Annotated in this window: 13 protein-coding genes and 1 pseudogene; 4 read left to right on the forward strand and 10 right to left on the reverse strand. The window is 61.5% G+C overall.

The window, feature by feature from the left end; genetic code table 11:
- Positions 1-23 precede the first annotated feature (23 nt).
- The 4 genes from AM571_RS10245 to AM571_RS10260 all read right to left on the reverse strand — a co-directional run bounded on the left by AM571_RS10245 (position 24) and on the right by AM571_RS10260 (position 5,712).
- Positions 24-1,922, reverse strand: a complete 1,899-nt coding sequence (locus AM571_RS10245; protein WP_074061306.1) for a DEAD/DEAH box helicase — start codon at positions 1,920-1,922, stop codon at positions 24-26.
- Between the two features lie 109 nt (positions 1,923-2,031).
- Complete coding sequence (locus AM571_RS10250) at positions 2,032-3,891, reverse strand: CHASE2 domain-containing protein (protein WP_074061307.1); 1,860 nt, start codon at positions 3,889-3,891, stop codon at positions 2,032-2,034.
- A gap of 6 nt (positions 3,892-3,897) precedes the next feature.
- Positions 3,898-4,416, reverse strand: a complete 519-nt coding sequence (locus tag AM571_RS10255; RefSeq protein WP_074061308.1) for a FecR domain-containing protein — start codon at positions 4,414-4,416, stop codon at positions 3,898-3,900.
- 150 nt (positions 4,417-4,566) lie between these two features.
- The gene (locus AM571_RS10260) at positions 4,567-5,712 is read right to left on the reverse strand and encodes a citrate synthase (RefSeq protein ID WP_074063162.1); all 1,146 of its coding nucleotides are present in this window, start codon (positions 5,710-5,712) and stop codon (positions 4,567-4,569) included.
- A gap of 83 nt (positions 5,713-5,795) precedes the next feature.
- On the opposite strand from AM571_RS10260, the gene AM571_RS10265 reads away from it, so the two are divergent.
- Positions 5,796-6,881, forward strand: a complete 1,086-nt coding sequence (locus AM571_RS10265; RefSeq protein WP_074061309.1) for a citrate synthase/methylcitrate synthase — start codon at positions 5,796-5,798, stop codon at positions 6,879-6,881.
- Positions 6,882-7,224: 343 nt separating this feature from the next.
- On the opposite strand, the gene AM571_RS10270 is transcribed toward AM571_RS10265, so the two are convergent.
- The 4 genes from AM571_RS10270 to AM571_RS10285 form a co-directional block, all read right to left on the reverse strand.
- On the reverse strand, positions 7,225-8,853 hold the full coding sequence (locus tag AM571_RS10270; protein WP_074061310.1) for a CTP synthase: 1,629 nt from the start codon (positions 8,851-8,853) through the stop codon (positions 7,225-7,227).
- Positions 8,854-8,993: 140 nt separating this feature from the next.
- The gene (secG, locus tag AM571_RS10275) at positions 8,994-9,461 is read right to left on the reverse strand and encodes a preprotein translocase subunit SecG (RefSeq protein ID WP_074061311.1); all 468 of its coding nucleotides are present in this window, start codon (positions 9,459-9,461) and stop codon (positions 8,994-8,996) included.
- Between the two features lie 104 nt (positions 9,462-9,565).
- Positions 9,566-10,336, reverse strand: a complete 771-nt coding sequence (tpiA, locus tag AM571_RS10280; protein WP_074061312.1) for a triose-phosphate isomerase — start codon at positions 10,334-10,336, stop codon at positions 9,566-9,568.
- 134 nt (positions 10,337-10,470) lie between these two features.
- On the reverse strand, positions 10,471-11,355 hold the full coding sequence (locus AM571_RS10285; RefSeq protein ID WP_074061313.1) for a phospholipase: 885 nt from the start codon (positions 11,353-11,355) through the stop codon (positions 10,471-10,473).
- Between the two features lie 214 nt (positions 11,356-11,569).
- On the opposite strand from AM571_RS10285, the gene parE reads away from it, so the two are divergent.
- Positions 11,570-13,624, forward strand: coding sequence for a DNA topoisomerase IV subunit B (parE, locus tag AM571_RS10290; RefSeq protein ID WP_074061314.1), 2,055 nt, complete (start codon positions 11,570-11,572; stop codon positions 13,622-13,624).
- A 152-nt stretch (positions 13,625-13,776) separates the two neighbouring features.
- Positions 13,777-14,906 (forward strand): annotated as a pseudogene (locus tag AM571_RS10295) (esterase-like activity of phytase family protein).
- A 13-nt stretch (positions 14,907-14,919) separates the two neighbouring features.
- Here the strand turns inward: AM571_RS10295 and AM571_RS10300 are convergent.
- The gene (locus tag AM571_RS10300) at positions 14,920-15,375 is read right to left on the reverse strand and encodes an OsmC family protein (RefSeq protein ID WP_074061315.1); all 456 of its coding nucleotides are present in this window, start codon (positions 15,373-15,375) and stop codon (positions 14,920-14,922) included.
- 234 nt (positions 15,376-15,609) lie between these two features.
- Here AM571_RS10300 and AM571_RS10305 point away from each other — a divergent pair, with 234 nt between their 5' ends.
- On the forward strand, positions 15,610-16,803 hold the full coding sequence (locus tag AM571_RS10305) for an AI-2E family transporter (protein ID WP_074061316.1): 1,194 nt from the start codon (positions 15,610-15,612) through the stop codon (positions 16,801-16,803).
- On the opposite strand, the gene AM571_RS10310 is transcribed toward AM571_RS10305, so the two are convergent.
- On the reverse strand, positions 16,804-17,262 hold the full coding sequence (locus AM571_RS10310; RefSeq protein ID WP_074061317.1) for a GNAT family N-acetyltransferase: 459 nt from the start codon (positions 17,260-17,262) through the stop codon (positions 16,804-16,806). It lies immediately after the preceding gene.
- Positions 17,263-17,327 lie beyond the last annotated feature (65 nt).

Here is a 17,327-nt window from a genome sequence, read left to right on the forward strand (position 1 = left end):
GCCAATTGTCAGTCCGTCTCTACTCAGCCTTGCTTCTTCTTAGCGAACTTGCCCTTCGGCTCGAAACCACCCTTGCCTTCGAATTTAGGCTTTTTCGCTGCCTTGCCCCAAGGCTTGGCGTCGCGTTTCTCACTGTGATCGCCGGTTGCCGGAGCCGTTTTTCCCTTGACGTCCTTCTTGAACTTGCCCTTAGGGCGATCGTCATGAGATGTGTCCTCACGGCGCTCGCCGTATGCCTTCTTTCCGGCATAAGGCTTTGCAGCAACCGGACGGCTGAAATCCGGGGTGCCGTTCAGACGCGTCACGCGGATGCCACGCTCCATCGTCTTGTTCGGTCCGACCGCTTGCGCGAAGGCTTCGGCGCTATCGGCAGAGATTTCCACATAGGTCTCTTCCGGTTGCATCTTGATCGCACCGATCTCGCGTTTCGTCAGATTGCCATTGCGGCAGAGCATCGGGATCAGCCAGCGCGGTTCGGCATTCTGCTTTCGGCCGACTGAAACCGAAAACCAGACACTCGGGCCGAAGTCGTCACGAGGGCCCTTCTGGCTCGGCTCACGGGGTTCGAAGGCATTGTCGCGACGCTGTCGCTTCCGGTCACCTTCGATCGAGACTTCGATCAAATCTTCCGGTGCCGATTGATTGGAGCGATAGAGGCGCACGAATGCTGCGGCAAGCTTCTCTGCTCCGTGCTTGGCAATGAGCTGGCTGACCAGTGCTTGATCCTCGTCGCGCCCTGCCTCGCTGAGGATGGGGTCGGCGAGCAGGCGCTCGTCGTCGCGCCGCATCACATCTTCGGCCGACGGTGGAAGAGCCCAGGTGGCGGCAATTCCGGCACTATCGAGGATGCGCTCCGCCTTACGGCGGGCATTGAGCGGCACGATCAGTGCGCTGACGCCCTTGCGCCCTGCCCGGCCGGTGCGGCCGCTGCGATGCAGCAGCGTCTCCGGATTGGTCGGCAGGTCGGCATGGATGACGAGGTCGAGGCCCGGGAGGTCGATGCCGCGGGCGGCGACATCCGTTGCGATGCAGACGCGGGCGCGGCCGTCGCGCATCGCCTGCAGGGCGTGCGTCCGCTCGTTCTGCGTCAGTTCGCCGGAGAGTGCCACGACTGCGAAATTGCGGTTGTTGAAGCGGGCCGTCAGATGATTGACCGCAGCGCGCGTCGAACAGAAGACGATGGCGTTGGTCGCCTCATAGTAGCGGAGGACATTGATGATCGCATTTTCGCGGTCAGCCGGCGCAGCGGCAAGCGCGCGATACTCGATATCAACATGCTGCTTTTCTTCGGTCTGCGTCGAAATACGCACGGCGTCGCGCTGGTAGCTCTTGGCCAGCTTGGCGATGGCGGAGGAAACCGTTGCCGAAAACATCAGCGTCCGGCGGTCGTCGGGTGCCGCTTCGAGGATGAACTCCAGATCTTCACGGAAGCCGAGGTCGAGCATCTCGTCCGCCTCGTCGAGCACGACGGCCTTCAAACCGGACATATCGAGAGCTTTCCGGCGGATATGGTCGCAAAGACGTCCGGGAGTACCGACGACAATATGGGCGCCGCGTTCCAGCGCACGGCGCTCGCTGCGGATATCCATACCGCCGACGCAGCTGACGATCAGCGCGCCTGTCATCTCGTAAAGCCATTCGAGCTCGCGCTTTACCTGCAAGGCAAGCTCGCGGGTCGGCGCGATCACGAGCGCCAGTGGTTCGGCGGCGGGTTCAAAGCGCTCCTCGCCTTCGAGTAGCGTCGGCGCCAGCGCAAGGCCAAAGGCGACGGTCTTGCCCGAGCCGGTTTGCGCCGAAACCAGCGCATCCGAAGCGACAAGCGCCGGATCGAGCATAGCTTTCTGAACGGGGGTCAGCGCTGCATAGCCGCGCTTTGCCAACGCCTTGGCGATCGCCGGTACGACGCTGTTGAGATCTGTCATCTGTCTGTCTTTCGGAATATCGGGCGCAGAAGCGCCGTGGCCGGAACCTGCCGGCAGAGCGGTTGGCGCGTTCCTACCCGCTAAGACGGCAAATGTCAAAGCGGCAATATCAGCCGGCGCAGCGCCACAGCCAGACGTCGATGCTGCCGGAACGGCCGCGGATTTTCGTCTCCAGCGGACCTTCGAGCGGACCTGCCGGCGACGGGCCGGCGCCGGCGGAGGCTGCGTGGACAAGTGCCGCACTAAACGCGATCTCAGCGCCGCGGCTGGCAGCAACTTCCATCAGACGGCTGGCGACATTGACGGTGTCGCCAGTTGCGGTGATCTGCTGGCGGTCGCCGGTGCCGAGTCGCGAGGCGACGACAGGCCCGCAATGGGCGCCGATCTTGAAGCCGATCTTCCGCCCCCCTTGGAGGTCTGAATGCGAATCGAGCCAGGAGCGCATGCGATCTGCGAGCGCCAGCGCGCAGGCGGCGGCGCGCGAAGCATCGTCTTCGGCTGGGTGCGGCAGCCCGAACAGGATCATCGCGCCGTCACCCATGAAGCTCGTGATTGCGCCGCCATGCGCCCGCGCCTCCTGGTCGGCTATCTCGAAAAAGCCGCTCAGGATCTCGCGCACGGTTACCGCTCCGACCGCTTCGCTAAGCCCTGTAAAGCCAGAGAGATCAATGAAGACCACCGCAGCCTGCTGCCGGACTGGTTCGGCAAGGAAGGATGGATCGCGTGCGAGCCACGCTCCAAGGCCGGGTGCTTCGATGCGTTGCAGGAGCTCGCTTTGGGCAGCGAAATGGCGCGCTTGGCGGCGTCCCAGAAAAAGTTGCGCTGCGCCGAAGACGAGAACCGGAGGCAATGCCGCGGCAATCGGCAACGCTGCGCTCAGCCAATAGCCTGCCTTGAACATGGCAAGATTGATGGTCGCCCAGACCACAAGGACGACGGCGATCAAGACGAAACCGATCAGGCTGCGTCGCCAGGCTATCAGGCCAACGAGCGCAAGCGGCAGGAGCACCGCGACAGTGGCATCCAGCCGGCGGATATTATGGTCGCGGACGATGCTATCTCCGGCGATCAGATGCGCGATCGCGGTTGAAATGACCTCTACCCCTGGGAGAACCGGATCGAATGGCGTCGGAAAAACGTCGCCACCGGCCGTGACGGTTGCGCCAATAACGACGACGCGGTTCTCGATTGCGTCTGCGGGCAACTTTCCACCGAGTGCATCCATCAGGCTGAAAGTTGGGATCGTCCGGCGCGGGCCATAGAAGGTAAGCGGTAGGCGCTGACCAGTGTCGGTCGGAATATGCTTGTCGGCAAAGGAGATTCTGCCCGGCTGGAAGGCGGGATCGCGATCGAGCGCCAGCGAGGCCGCGCGCAGCGGAAACGAGGGATCCACGCGCCCGGCGCTTCGCGAGATCAGCGGAATGAAGCGGGGGACCCCCGTCTCATCCGTTGCAACATTAACGACGCCGGTGGCTGCGATATCGGAAAAGCGCTTGAGAGGAAGGAGCAGGCTGTCGGCCACGGGAATGCCTGAAAGAGGATCGTTCGGATCGCTCGTCACCATCTGTTTACTTTCCGGAAAGACGGCGGCAGCCGCGATGACGGAGGGCACAAGCCCGAGCGCCGATGCAAGTGCGACGTCCCCTTCCTCGGGGCCGGGATCGATCAAGAGAAGATCAATTGCGATCGTCTTCGGCTTCAACGCGGCAACGGCAGTGATTGCACGGGCAAGAGTTGCCCGACCGACGGGAAAACCGTGCGAAGCTGCGGTGCGGTCGTCTATCGCAATGATCGCGACGGCAGGTGGCGGCGTCTTGCCACCGATCAGCACGCTTCGAATATCGGTCAGCGAAGCTTCCATGCGGTCGAGGAACCCGGCGCTGCCGGTGAGATGCAGGGAGCCTAGAAAGCCTCCCCAGAGCGCCGACAGAAGAAGGGCTGCAGTGATCAGAAATCGCTGGCGCGGCATGAGGGTCTACTGGCCGAGGCGGGCAAGCAGGGCGGCGGCGCGGGCGGCCGGCCAACGGCGCACCTCGAGCGCACCCGTGCCGCTCACAACGTCGACACCCTCGCCGGGGCCCAGCACCACGGGATCACCGGCAGGACGGCGCACGGCAACGGAGCCCTGGACCACGAGCACGGAGGTCTGGCCGCCTGCGACATCGACCGCCCATTGCGTACCGCGCACCGCAGCGATTGCCTGCGGCGTCACCACCTGAAAGCCGCCCGTGTTGCGGGCGTCGTCGACATCGACCAGGATTGCCTTGCCACGCAGCGACACAACATCGGGGCTGCCATCGCGGTTGCGGTCATTCAGCCTGAAGGCGGCACCCGCCTCGGCGGTTACCGTTACCCCGTTGGGGCAGCGGAGAATCTCACGCCCGCCCGCTGCATTCTCGACAGTGCAGCCGCCCGTTTGGCCAAGCGCTGCGCCCGCCGGCAGCAGAAATGCTGCAAGGGCGGTTGCGGCAGAACCGCGCAGGAATGCTGCCATTACGCTCATGATACGTCCCCACCTCGCGCAAGCACTCCACACGGGCATGGTGTTCGCCATGCGGTCAAGCGCTTGACCCGGCACCGCCACCATAAAACAAAACAAGGATTTCGTATGCAGAAAAGCGCAAGCTGGCAAGGCCTGCCGGCCTTACGCACCAGCGGTTTCAATCGACGGACCGGTGTAACGGGCTCTTGGACGAATGAGATGGCCGCTCTCGACCTGTTCCATCGCGTGCGCCAGCCATCCGCAGCTGCGGGCGAGCGCGAAGATCACGAGCGGCGCATCCTGTGGGAGCTCGAAGCGTTCCGCCATTGCCGTCAGCGCGAAATCGATGTTGACGCGCTCGCCGATCATCGCTTCGCCGGCCATTCGGATCTCGAGAAAAACCTCCGATGGCGTAAAATGCGCAAGCAGTGCCTCAGCGCGGATATCACCCTCCGGATAGAGCGGATGACCGAAGGCGCAAATCCCAGTGCCCTGCGCCAGGATGCGGCGGATGGCTTGCCTGGCGCCAATGCGCGTAGCCGTCTCGGAAAGCGTTGCCACGGCCTCCCAAGCGCCGCCGTGCAGCGGACCCGTCAACGTTGCAAGGCCGGAAAGCACCGATGCGGAAAAGGGCGCACCCGCAGAAGCCGTGACGCGTGCGGCAAAGGCCGATGCATTGAGCTCGTGATCGGCAAGAAGCACTAAAGCGCGGCGCACCGCATCGCTGGCTTCTGGCCGGCCCCAGCTTTTTGCAAGGCGCCGATGGAGAGGTTGGTCCGATGCGCCTGGCGCGAGCGCAGAGGCGATCGTCGTCATGACATCTTGCGCTTCGGCTCTCAAGGTCGCGAGCGAACGGCCGAGGCTCGGCAGGTCTTGAGGCACGCGGGCTGCGAGGGCCGAGAAAGCGGCAGCAACGGACGGAACGCGCGCCTCGCTCCCGCCTTCGGCGATGTTGATAGGCGTGGCCTTGCTCCAAAGAAGTGCCGCTGCCTCTTCAAGCGTTGCATATTCGCAAAGCTTGGCGGCATCACGTCCGCGATAGTAGAGACGGCCATTGACGACGGTTGAAACCGCTGACGGAAGGACCGGATCGCCCCACCGGATGGCCTCCGCTGCGACGGTCTCGATCTTGCGCCGCCCTGCGTGGCGCTCGGCGAGCCGTGTGATGTCGGCGGTGTGGTAGAGGCTGCGGCGCGGGTCGGACGGATCGGGTTTGGCGCGTATGCGTCCCCGGCTGACATTGGCATATAGCGTCTGCGGTTTGGTGCCAAGACGGGATAGCGCTTCCTCTGCAGTCAACCAGGACATCGAAACCTCATATTGATCAATTTCATCAAGATTGACGTCAACCAATCTAGGGTCGATCTTCTTATCCGTAAAGGAGAATGGTTATGAAAAACGGTTTGGACGATGTGATTGCCGCAGAGACGCGGCTTTCGGATGTCGATGGCCCGGGCGGTCGGCTGATCATTCGCGGCGTGTCGCTCGACGACCTCGTTGCTGACGGCACCTATGAAAGCGTCGCGGCGCTGCTGCTCGACGGAGTTATGGAAGCGCATGTCAATGCCGAGGGTTTGAAAGAACGGCTCGGAGCCGCACGCGCAGAAATCTACGCATATGTCGTGGCCGACGCCACCCTCCTCGCCCTGCCGCCGGTCGATGCCATGCGGGCACTGATTGCGCGACTTCCTGACGGCGAGGATTTCGAAACGGCGGTCATGCTCCTTGCGGCCCCGGCCGTGTTCCTGCCGGCGGTTCTGCGGCTGCAGTGCAAACAAGCGCCTGTTCGGCCGGATACCTCGATATCGCAAGCCTCGGACATCCTACGCATGATGACGGGCAGGCTCCCGAGCGTCGAGCAAACGGCTGCGCTCGACGCCTATCTGGTGACGATTTCTGATCACGGGTTGAACGCCTCGACCTTCGCATCGCGGGTGATCGCCTCGACGAATGCCGGCCTCACATCCTCAGTACTCGCAGCGATCAGCGCGCTGAAAGGTCCGCTGCATGGCGGCGCGCCGGGACCTGTCCTCGACATGCTGGATGCGATCGGCGCCGAAAGCCATGCGAAAAACTGGCTCGCAACCGCCCTTGACCGCGGCGAGAGGCTGATGGGCTTCGGCCATCGCATCTATCGGGTCCGCGACCCGCGTGCCGACGCCTTGAAAAATGCCCTGAAGCCTCTTGTTGCAACCGGCCAGGTCGATCCAGCGCGAATCACTCTGGCCGAGGCGATCGAAAAGGCTGCGCTCGCGATCCTCAAGGAACGTAAGCCGGATCGTCGCCTGGACGTGAATGTCGAATTCTATACTGCGTTGCTTCTGGAATCGCTTGGCTTCCCGCGCGAGGCCTTCACCGGCGTCTTTGCGATCGGCCGCACTGTCGGCTGGATTGCGCATGCGCGCGAGCAGCAGCTTGAAGGCAGGTTGATCAGGCCAAAGTCTGTTTATGTTGGGCCTTTTCCGATCGCGGCATGAACAGCGCTCCGGCGGCAGGTTCACGCCCGCCTCCGGATCTGCAGGCTCCCGCGATTTTAGACATCGATGAACCGTGCCCGTGGCGGGCCTGGAGCTGGCATAGATGCCGCCTCCTCAAGCCGGGAACGACGATCCGATCCAACCGCAGAAACGGTCTAGAGCTGGTGTGCAATGGCAATGACCGTGTTGCCAGCCATGGAGTCGTAGTGCGTTTGAAGAGCGTGGCCACGGCATCCGGCAACCATTCGGCCATGGCGGTGTTACGGATGCCGAATGCAAGGGCATCTGGTAGGTGTAGTCGCCTCCTCTTGTCACATGGAGGCGACGTGTTTCAGGGGCGAAATCAGACCAGCCGGCTCTGCTCGGTTGCGGCTTCAATGAAGCTTGCAAAGAGCGGATGCGGGTCGAGCGGGCGCGACTTGAGTTCTGGGTGATACTGGACGCCGATGAACCAGGGGTGATCCGGATATTCGATCGTTTCGGGCAAGACACCGTCCGGCGACATGCCGGAGAAAACAAGGCCGCAGTTTTCCAGGCGGTCCTTGTAGTCGACGTTTACTTCGTAGCGGTGGCGATGGCGCTCGGAAATGTCTGTCGAGCCGTAGATTTCGGAAATCTTCGTACCCCTCTTGAGCGACGCCTTGTAGGCGCCGAGCCGCATCGTGCCGCCCAGATCACCCGAAGCCGTGCGCTTCTCCAGGGCATTGCCCTTGATCCACTCGGTCATCAGACCAACGACCGGCTCCTTGGTCGGGCCGAACTCGGTGGAGGAGGCATGCTCGACGTCGGCAAGATTGCGTGCGGCTTCGATGACCGCCATCTGCATGCCGAAGCAGATGCCGAAATACGGCACCTTTCGCTCGCGGGCGAAGCGGGCGGCGTGGATCTTACCTTCCGAACCCCGCTCGCCGAAGCCGCCGGGAACGAGAATACCGTGGACCTTTTCGAGGTACGGCGCGGGATCTTCCTTTTCGAATATCTCCGATTCGATCCATTCGAGATTGACCTTGACGCGATTGGCGATGCCGCCGTGATGCAGCGCCTCGATCAGCGACTTATAAGCATCCTTGAGGCCAGTGTACTTGCCAACAATCGCGATCGTGACTTCCCCTTCAGGCGTGCGGATGCGGTTGCAGACTTCTTCCCACGGCTCAAGACGTGGCTTTGGCGCCGGCTCGATGCCGAAGGCGGCCAGCACTTCGCTATCGAGGCCTTCCCTGTGATAGGCCATCGGCACATCGTAGATGTTGGCGACGTCGAGCGCCTGGATGACGGCGGACGGACGTACGTTGCAGAAGAGCGAGAGCTTGCGGCGCTCGGCTTCCGGAATTTCTCGGTCGGCGCGCACCAGCAGGATATCGGGGTGAATGCCGAGCGCCTGCAGTTCCTTCACGGAATGCTGCGTCGGCTTGGTCTTCAACTCGCCGGCAGCCGGTATGTAGGGCATCAGTGTCAGGTGGACGTAGATCGCAGTGCCGCGCGGCAGGTCGTTGCCGAGTTGGCGGATCGCCTCCATGAAGGGCATCGCCTCGATATCGCCGACCGTGCCGCCAATCTCGCAGATGACGAAGTCGTAGTCGTCATTTCCCTCCACCACGAAATCCTTGATCTCATTGGTAACGTGCGGAATGACCTGGACGGTTGCGCCGAGATAGTCGCCGCGGCGTTCCTTGTCGATGATGTTCTTGTAGATGCGGCCGGTGGTGATGTTGTCGGTCTTGGTCGCCGAACGCCCGGTGAAACGCTCGTAGTGGCCGAGATCGAGGTCGGTTTCTGCGCCGTCGTCAGTGACGAAGACTTCGCCGTGCTGGGTCGGGCTCATGGTGCCCGGATCCACGTTCAGATAGGGGTCGAGTTTGCGAAGCCGCACCCGATAACCACGGGCCTGCAACAACGCTCCGAGAGCCGCAGCCGCAATTCCCTTGCCGAGAGAGGAAACCACGCCGCCAGTGATGAATACGTATCGCGCCATGGGAGTCACCGGATACCTTTTCAAAAACGATTCCACCAGCCCAAAAATTCTTTTCCAGAACTTTTGGTGCCAGCTCGGAATCTGAACAAAAGAAAACCGGCAGACCCTGGGGCCTGCCGGCGGTTTATTGGTTGACCGGGTTATTGCCCCGTTGGGACGCCCGTTCCGTTTTGTGCCGGGGCTGCCGGAGTCGCAGGCGTTGCCGGGGCTGTCGCAGGTGCGGTAGTCGTAGGCGCCTGAGCGCCTGGGGCTGCGCCGCTGTTTGGAACGCCGTTGCCGACAGGCTGGTTCTGGGGCTGCTGCTGAGTGCCGCCGCCAAGCGAATCGAGAATTCCGTTGCCCTGCCCGCTGGTTGCGGGGATGCGGTCGAGAATATCGGTCGGATTGCTCTGATAGCGCGTCAGGATGCCGAGCCCCAGCGAGGTGATGAAGAACAGCGCTGCGAGGATAGCAGTCGTACGCGTCAGCGCATTGGCCGTTCCGCGCGCCGACATGAAGCCGGAACCGCCGCCGATGCCAAGGCCGCCGCCTTCCGAGCGCTGGATGAGCACGACGCCGACAAGCGCCAGCACGATCATGAGGTGGATGACAATCAATACTGTCTGCATGGGTCCAGTCCTGCCCGCATGCGGCGGGCATCGAATAAAATCTGGCGCTGTTTACATGAGGTGATCCGCTATTCCAAGCCCTTGGGCCCAGAATATATATGGCATCACGCGAGCAGCGCTTCGTATGCGCCGTAGATGGCGAGGAAATCGGATGCTTTCAAGCTCGCGCCGCCAATCAACGCGCCGTCGACATTGGCGATGCCCATCAGTTCCCTGGCATTGCCGGGCTTGACGGAGCCACCATAGAGAATCCGGACTTTCCCGCCATTCGCGCCGAAACGAGCAATGAGTTCCGAACGCATGAAGGCATGCGCCTTCTCGACGTCCTGCACTGTCGGCGTTAGGCCGGTGCCGATTGCCCAGACAGGTTCGTAGGCGATCACGGTGTTTTCCGGGGTCGCGATGTCTGGGACAGAGGCGGAAAGCTGTCGCTTGAGAATGTCAAGCGTCTGCCCGGCCTTGCGCTGGTCGGCCGTCTCGCCGATACAAATGATGGCGGTCAGATCGGCAGCGAAGGCGGCCCCGGCCTTGGCGCGGACGAGATGGTCGGTCTCGGCATGGTCCGTCCGGCGCTCCGAATGGCCGACAATCACATAGGTTCCGAAGCAATCGGCAATCATCTCGGCTGAGATGTCGCCGGTATGCGCGCCCGACGGGCTCTGATGGCAATCCTGCGCACCAATCGCAAGCGGGCTGTCGGTGCAGAGCGCGGTCGCGACATAAAGCAGCGTCGCGGGCGGGCAGATGAGCGCCTCGACCTTCTCGGCGATGGGCGAATGCACGCCTTCCGCAATCGCCTTGATCTGATCGAGAGAGGCGCGCGTGCCGTTCATTTTCCAGTTTCCCGCCACGAGCGGGCGCACGTCAGGTGTCATGCCAGCCTTCCCAATTTCTCCGTATTGAGCGGCCTTAGCAAAAGCAGTCGGCATTGAAAAGCTTTTGAACCTTCACGTAAGGGAAATAGGGGCCGATTTGCCGTGCAAATGCCAAAAAAATGGCGGCGCACCGTCTAAGAAGCGAGAATCGAGTTCAAAACCTTCCGCCAATCGATCATGCGGATCGGCGTGCCGTGATTGCCATTTTGAAAAAGCGTGAAATGGGCAGGATATTTCGCCTCATGAAGTTTTTCGAAGAGAGCTTGCTGGCCGGCAGCGGCATAGACCGGATCGCGGCTGCCATGGACGAACCAAAGCGGCAGCTTGGCCTTGTAGAACGCGCTCCTTGCGAAATCCGGATCCGTGACGCCGCTCATGACGACCATGCCCTTCAGCAATTTGACGCTGCCTGCATCGCGCGCAATTCCCCAGCAGACCTGACTGCCCATGGAAGCACAGGAAAGGATTACCGGGCGGCCGCCGGATTTCGAGCTCGCATAGCGGATCAGCTCGGCCATGTCTGTCACGCCCTCGCCGTCGAAGGTGCGCACAGTCGGCGAATAGTAGACTCCGCCATTGGCCACGGCCAGGTTTTTGAGCCGATTGAAGTTGCCGCCGAAGCTGTAGTCGTTGACGCCGAGCCGCCGGTCGCCGTCGCGCCCGTGGATGAAGATCACGGTGAATTGCGCATTGTCTACCGGTCCCACCCTCGTGAGCTCCACCCTGCGGCCATTGAGCGACAGCGTTTGGTCCTGCTGCTGCTTGCGCACAGCGAGCGACACGTATTTCTGCTGCACGCGCTTCTGCGGGATCTGGTCGCGGCCGTTGATGTCGCGCATCTCGTCATATTCGATGGCTTCGAAGGCACCGCCATCGGAGGTTTGCAACACGTTCTGTCTGGAGAAAAGTTCCTCCTTGTAGGGCGCCAGCGTGTCGGCTGCTGCGCTGCCGATCCCGGCGGACAGGAAAAAGGTCGCAATTGCGGCGACAATCGTGCAATGACTTGTGGACATTCTCATTCGGGCGGTTTCCTAACCATCATGCCGCTTGCCATTCTAGGCCCGGCAACGCAAACCAATCGATAGAATCCCGCCATACGGGCGGCGTCGCCTAACGAGGCGATTTCTGGCAGAATCTGCCTGATTCGCTAACGTGACATCAAATGCGGTGATTTTGGGTCTGCCCCCTAGCGCACATGCGGCCCAAGACAGGATTGAAGATCTGAACGACTCCATGGATGACAGCAACGACCTCTTTTCCGCAATGCCCCTGATGCCGAAGCAGGAGGCGGCCGCAAAGCCAGCCGAAAAGCCTGCTGCGGCCCCTGCGTTGCGTCCTGCCCCTGTAGCATCGGGCTCCGACGACTATGGTGCATCCTCCATCCGGGTTCTCGAAGGCTTGGAACCGGTGCGCATGCGTCCCGGAATGTATATCGGCGGCACGGACGAAAAGGCGCTGCACCACCTCTTTGCCGAAGTCATCGACAACTCGATGGACGAAGCGGTCGCCGGCCATGCGAACTTCATCGAGGTGCATCTCGATATCCAGGGCTATTTGACGGTCAGCGACAATGGCCGCGGCATCCCCGTCGAGAACCATCCCCAGGTTCCGGGCAAGTCGACGCTCGAAGTCATCATGACCAAGCTCCATGCCGGCGGCAAGTTCGACGGCAAGGCATACGAAACCTCAGGCGGTCTGCACGGCGTCGGCGTTTCGGTCGTCAACGCGCTGTCGGATTATCTCGAGGTTGAAGTGGCGCGAAACCGCAAGCTCTATCGCCAGCGTTTCTCACGCGGCATGCCGCAAGGCGGTCTCGAGGAGCTCGGCGATGTGCATAACCGCCGCGGCACCCGCGTGCGCTTCCATCCCGACCCTCAGATTTTCGGCGATCATGCGAAATTCGATGCCGGGCGCGTTTTCCGCATGGCACGCTCGAAAGCCTATCTTTTCGGCGGCGTCGAAATCCGCTGGAGTTGCGATGAAGGCGTGCTGGCGGACGGCTCGGAAATCCCGGATAAGGCAGTCTTCCACTTTCCCGGTGGCCTGAAAGACTACTTGAAGGCGACGATGGGCAAGGAATTCACTGTCACGCGCGAAATCTTCGCCGGCAAGACAGAGAAAGCAAGCGGTCACGGTTCGCTCGAATGGGCGATCACCTGGTACGGTGGCGACCAGCAGATCCACTCCTACTGCAACACCATTCCCACGCCAGAGGGCGGCACGCACGAGGCGGGCCTGCGCATCGCGCTGACCAGGGGGCTGAAGGCCTATGCCGACCTGACGCAGAACAAGCGCGCAGCACAAATCACCACCGACGATGTGATGATTTCCGCAGTCGGCATGCTGTCGGTTTTCATCCGCGAGCCGGAATTCGTCGGGCAGACCAAGGACAGGCTTGCGACTGCCGAGGCGCAGCGCATCGTCGAGAATGCGCTTCGCGATCCCTTCGATCATTACCTGGCGGACAATCCCAACGAGGCCGAAAAGCTGCTCGACTGGGTAATCGAGCGCGCCGAAGAGCGTTTGCGACGCCGCAAGGAAAAGGAAGTCAACCGCAAGACGGCGGTGCGCAAACTGCGCCTTCCGGGCAAACTAGCCGATTGCGCACAGAACACCGCTCAGGGTGCCGAACTCTTCATCGTCGAAGGCGATTCGGCAGGCGGTTCCGCCAAGCAGGCGCGCAACCGCGCCAATCAGGCGATCCTGCCTTTGCGCGGCAAGATCCTGAACGTTGCGAGCGCCGGCCGCGAAAAGCTGGGCGCCAACCAGCAGCTTGCGGATCTCGTCCAGGCCCTCGGCTGCGGCACCCGCTCCAAATATCGCGAGGAAGACCTACGCTACGAGCGCATCGTCGTGATGACCGATGCCGATGTCGACGGCGCCCACATCGCGTCGTTGCTGATCACATTCTTCTATCAGGAGATGCCCGAGCTCGTGCGCGGCGGCCACTTGTTCCTGGCCGTGCCTCCGCTCTACAAGATCACCCAGGGTGCCAAGTCCGCTTATGCGCGCGACGACGCCCACCGCCAGGAGCTGATGGAAACGGAATTCAAGGGCAAGGCGAAGATCGAGATCAGCCGCTTCAAGGGGCTCGGCGAAATGCTGCCGGCGCAACTCAAGGAAACGACTATGGATCCGACCAAGCGCACGCTGCTGCGCGTGGTGATCGACGACGTCGATTTCGAAGGAACCCGCACCGCGGTCGACGACCTGATGGGCACGAAGCCGGATGCGCGCTTCCGATTCATTCAGGAGCGTGCTGCCTTTGCCGAAAACCTCGATATTTGAGCTTCCGCAATTTCACGGAACTGACGAAGAACCATAACAACTTCGTCAAATAACCGGTGCATGAGAAAAGACGCGACCGGCGCATCCTTTTCTTTGCAGACGGGGTAGCGCAGTTCGTTCCGCTCTTCACGCGTGCCTGCCGGATGTTTGCCATGACCAAGCGTTTCCTCGCGACTGCCAGCTTTGCGCTCCTCTCCAGCGCCTCCACGCCACCGATATCGGCGCGACCTTCGAGACTCCATGCCCCTTCGGCGACTGCGCGGCCAACATCTCCCTCACCTATCTCGGTGAATTCGTCATCCCGACAGGCCACAGGGAAAACGGTGTCGAATTCGGCGGCATTTCCGGCCTCGATTTCGACGCGGCAACGGGCCACTACATCGCCATCAGCGACGACCGCTCGGAAAGAGGTCCGGCTTCCTTTTACGAGCTCGCAGTCGATGTCGACGGTGCCGGCCTGAAGGGTATTGCCGTTGTCAAGCAAGTGACACTGAAGGACAGGAGCGGCAAACCCTTCGCCAGGCGCACCGTCGATCCCGAGTCGATCCGGCTCGGCCGGGATGGTATCTACTGGGGCAGCGAAGGCGACGGCAAGGCGCTGATCGCCCCCTTCGTCCGCGTGACCTCGCAGGACGGCGTGTTCATGCGCGAGTTCAAGTTGCCGGAAGGCTTCGCGCCGACGGCCGACAAGTCGACGGGCATCCGCGACAACCTCGCCTTCGAAGACCTGGCAATCGCGCCTTCCGGGGATGTCTTTGTTGGCGTCGAGGCGGCGCTCTACCAGGACGGCCCGGCAGCTTCGCTGATGGGGGCCAGCCTGTCGCGCATCATCCGCTACGATGGGACGACCGGCGAGCCAAAGGCGCAATATGTCTATCCAATCTCGCCGATCCCACAGGCCGCGCAGAAGGCTGACGGCAGCAACGACAACGGAATGTCGGAGATCATCGCGCTCGATAACCACCGGTTGCTCACTGTCGAGCGCAGCTATGCCCAGGGCGTCGGCAATAATGTGAAGATCTTCATGATCGATCTCGATGGCGCTACCGACGTCTCGGCGATCGCCTCGCTTTCGAAGACCGATCAGCGTGTGGTTCCCGTCCGCAAGAGCCAAGTTCTCGACCTGCGTGCATCCGGCCTCATACCGGACAATATCGAGTCCATGGCGATCGGCAAGGCTAAGGACGGCAGCGACGTGCTGATCCTCGGCTCCGACAACAACTTCTCGACCAGCCAAAAAACGCAGTTCTACGTCTTCGAAATACTGCGCCGTCCGAAGTAGCAAACCCGTGCAGCTAGTCGAGGCGAACCTCGATATTCGTCTTCACCGAATTGGCGAGGAAACAGAGTTCATGGGCCTCATGATGAAGCTTTTCTTCCATTTTCCGGCTCGGCGCTTCGTCCGCATAGATCACGGCGGGCTTCAGCTCGACGCGGCTCACGAGCATTTTTCCGTCGACCTTCTCCATGATCCCAGTCGCGGTATCGACATAGCTGTTAACGACGATGCCCTTCTTCGAGGCAAGCCACAGGTAGAACAGCATGTGGCAGCTGGAGAGCGCCGCGACATAAGCCTCCTCAGGATCGACGTTCTCGGCGACCGAATACGGAAGCGGAACGTTGTGCGGCGAAGCCGATGCGGGAACCGAATGGCCCCCATCGAAATTCCACATATGACCGCGGCTGTATTTTCCGTCCGTGAAAGTACCTCCGCCGCGCTGCCAAGATACTTCCGCTGAAAATTTCGTCATCGGTCGAACGAATCCTATGAAACCTGATGCCCCACCCTGCGGCCATTTTCACCGGCCAACAAGGTCCGGAGGAAATTTCCGTCACATTCCGTACAGAGGCTTAAGATATCCCCTTGCCCCGGTGCCTTGGCGCCTTCGATTGGAAGAGGCGCCGGTCATTAGACGATCGACATGCTTGCGTCCGCGCTTCCAATGGCGCATATCCGTGATTGAGAAGAAGGAATAAAAAGCGACGTGAGCCTCTCGAACAACAAGAAACTGCCTGGCGAGCCGCGGTGGCTTGGGCCTTCTGCGCCCACACGCACGCCGCTCATTCCCTCGATTTCCGCGGCCCGGTGGCTTTTGATCCTGATCGTTGCTGCAGGCGTCTATTTCTTCTACGGCTTTGTCGTTCCGGTTCTGGCCGCACTCGTCATCGGTTTTGCAAGCTGGCCACTTTATCGCAGACTTCTTGGGCGCGTCGGCGGCAATACGACGATCGCAGCCACGATCGCGATCATCCTCATCGTGACCTTCCTCGTTATTCCGATCGGGCTCGCGATCACCTATACGACGGGCGAGGTGCGCGAATGGGTCGCCTGGATAATTCACGCCAACCGGCAGGGTGCCCCGACGCCACAGTGGATCCTCGCCTTGCCTTTTGCAGGGCCTTATCTCGACGATCTCTGGGTGAAATATATCGGCAGTCCCGGTTCCGTGGGTGAGGTCATTCAGGCTGTCAGCGGCGCCAATATCGGCAATATTTACCGCGCGGTCCTCGCAGCCGGCGGCGCGTCTTTCCACCTGCTTCTGACGCTGCTTTTTATGCTGATTGCACTGTTCTTCGTCTATCGCGACGGCGCGTCCTTCTCGCGTCAGATCGACATGCTTGGCGAACGGATCCTACCCAATCGCTGGGAACGGATTTCGCGCGTCGTTCCGGCAACGATCAGTTCCACCGTGATGGGTATGACGCTGATCGCGATCGGCGAAGGCATCGTCCTCGGCGTCGCCTATTGGATCGCAGGCGTCCCATCGCCTGTGACACTCGGCGTCTTGACGGGCATCATGGCACTGATACCCGGCGGCGCGCCGCTCTCGTTCACCTTGGTTTCGATCTATCTCGTCGCCAGCGGATCGCATGTCGCCGGGGTCGCACTCTTCATCTGGGGCACCGTCGAACTCTTCATCGTTGACAAGACGCTGCGTCCGAAGCTTGTCGGCGGGCCGATCAAGCTTCCCTTCCTTCCGACTTTCTTCGGCCTCGTCGGCGGCGTGAAGACCATGGGCTTCCTCGGTCTCTTCATCGGCCCGGTCTTGATGGCACTGCTCGTCGCGATCTGGCGCGAATGGATGCACGAAGTGAAGACGAACGATCAGACCGCGCTCGGCCCGGAAGTCATGATCGACGAGCAGGCGCCGCCGGTGCAGCGCGCTGCCGACGGCTGATCATTTGAGCCGCTTTTCCATGAAGAGGCTGAGCGGATCCGGCAGATACGAGCCGAAGGGTCCGATGTCGGCATAGCCGTATTTGCGATAGAGACCGACCGCCTCCGGTTGATAGATGCCGGTCTCGAGCCGGATCGCATCAAGACCCACCGCCCGGGCATGCTCCTCCAGCCGCTCCATCAAGCGGCTCGCGATCTTCAGTCCTCTTGCCTGCGGATCGACGAACATGCGCTTGATCTCCGCCGTACCGTCTCCCGCCTCCAGGAGTGCCGCACAGCCGACGATCTCTCCTGCATTCCGCGCCACGAAGAAGCTTACCATGGACTTTTCCAGGGTCGAGAGATCGACCAGGTGATTGCTTTCGGCGGGATAAAGCGACTGCGTATAGGCATCCGAAAGCTCGAGCAGGCGGATGATTTCCTTCTGACGCGGCGATTCAAGAGCGACGGTGACGGACATGGCATTCCCCGGTTCTTCGGGCCCCACCCCGCGGCGCATGACGAAAGGTTAATGCAGCCGCCATC

Source organism: Rhizobium etli 8C-3, from assembly GCF_001908375.1.
GTDB classification, from domain to species: domain Bacteria; phylum Pseudomonadota; class Alphaproteobacteria; order Rhizobiales; family Rhizobiaceae; genus Rhizobium; species Rhizobium etli_B.

Coding starts and splice junctions, on each gene's coding strand:
- tpiA (WP_074061312.1), bottom strand. CDS start 10,336: ATGACACCTGACGTGCGCCCGCTCGTGGCGGGAAACTGGAAAATGAAC.
- AM571_RS10285 (WP_074061313.1), bottom strand. CDS start 11,355: ATGAGAATGTCCACAAGTCATTGCACGATTGTCGCCGCAATTGCGACC.
- AM571_RS10265 (WP_074061309.1), top strand. CDS start 5,796: ATGAAAAACGGTTTGGACGATGTGATTGCCGCAGAGACGCGGCTTTCG.
- AM571_RS10255 (WP_074061308.1), bottom strand. CDS start 4,416: ATGGCAGCATTCCTGCGCGGTTCTGCCGCAACCGCCCTTGCAGCATTT.
- parE (WP_074061314.1), top strand. CDS start 11,570: ATGGATGACAGCAACGACCTCTTTTCCGCAATGCCCCTGATGCCGAAG.
- AM571_RS10300 (WP_074061315.1), bottom strand. CDS start 15,375: ATGACGAAATTTTCAGCGGAAGTATCTTGGCAGCGCGGCGGAGGTACT.
- AM571_RS10250 (WP_074061307.1), bottom strand. CDS start 3,891: ATGCCGCGCCAGCGATTTCTGATCACTGCAGCCCTTCTTCTGTCGGCG.
- secG (WP_074061311.1), bottom strand. CDS start 9,461: ATGCAGACAGTATTGATTGTCATCCACCTCATGATCGTGCTGGCGCTT.
- AM571_RS10310 (WP_074061317.1), bottom strand. CDS start 17,262: ATGTCCGTCACCGTCGCTCTTGAATCGCCGCGTCAGAAGGAAATCATC.
- AM571_RS10270 (WP_074061310.1), bottom strand. CDS start 8,853: ATGGCGCGATACGTATTCATCACTGGCGGCGTGGTTTCCTCTCTCGGC.
- AM571_RS10245 (WP_074061306.1), bottom strand. CDS start 1,922: ATGACAGATCTCAACAGCGTCGTACCGGCGATCGCCAAGGCGTTGGCA.
- AM571_RS10260 (WP_074063162.1), bottom strand. CDS start 5,712: ATGTCCTGGTTGACTGCAGAGGAAGCGCTATCCCGTCTTGGCACCAAA.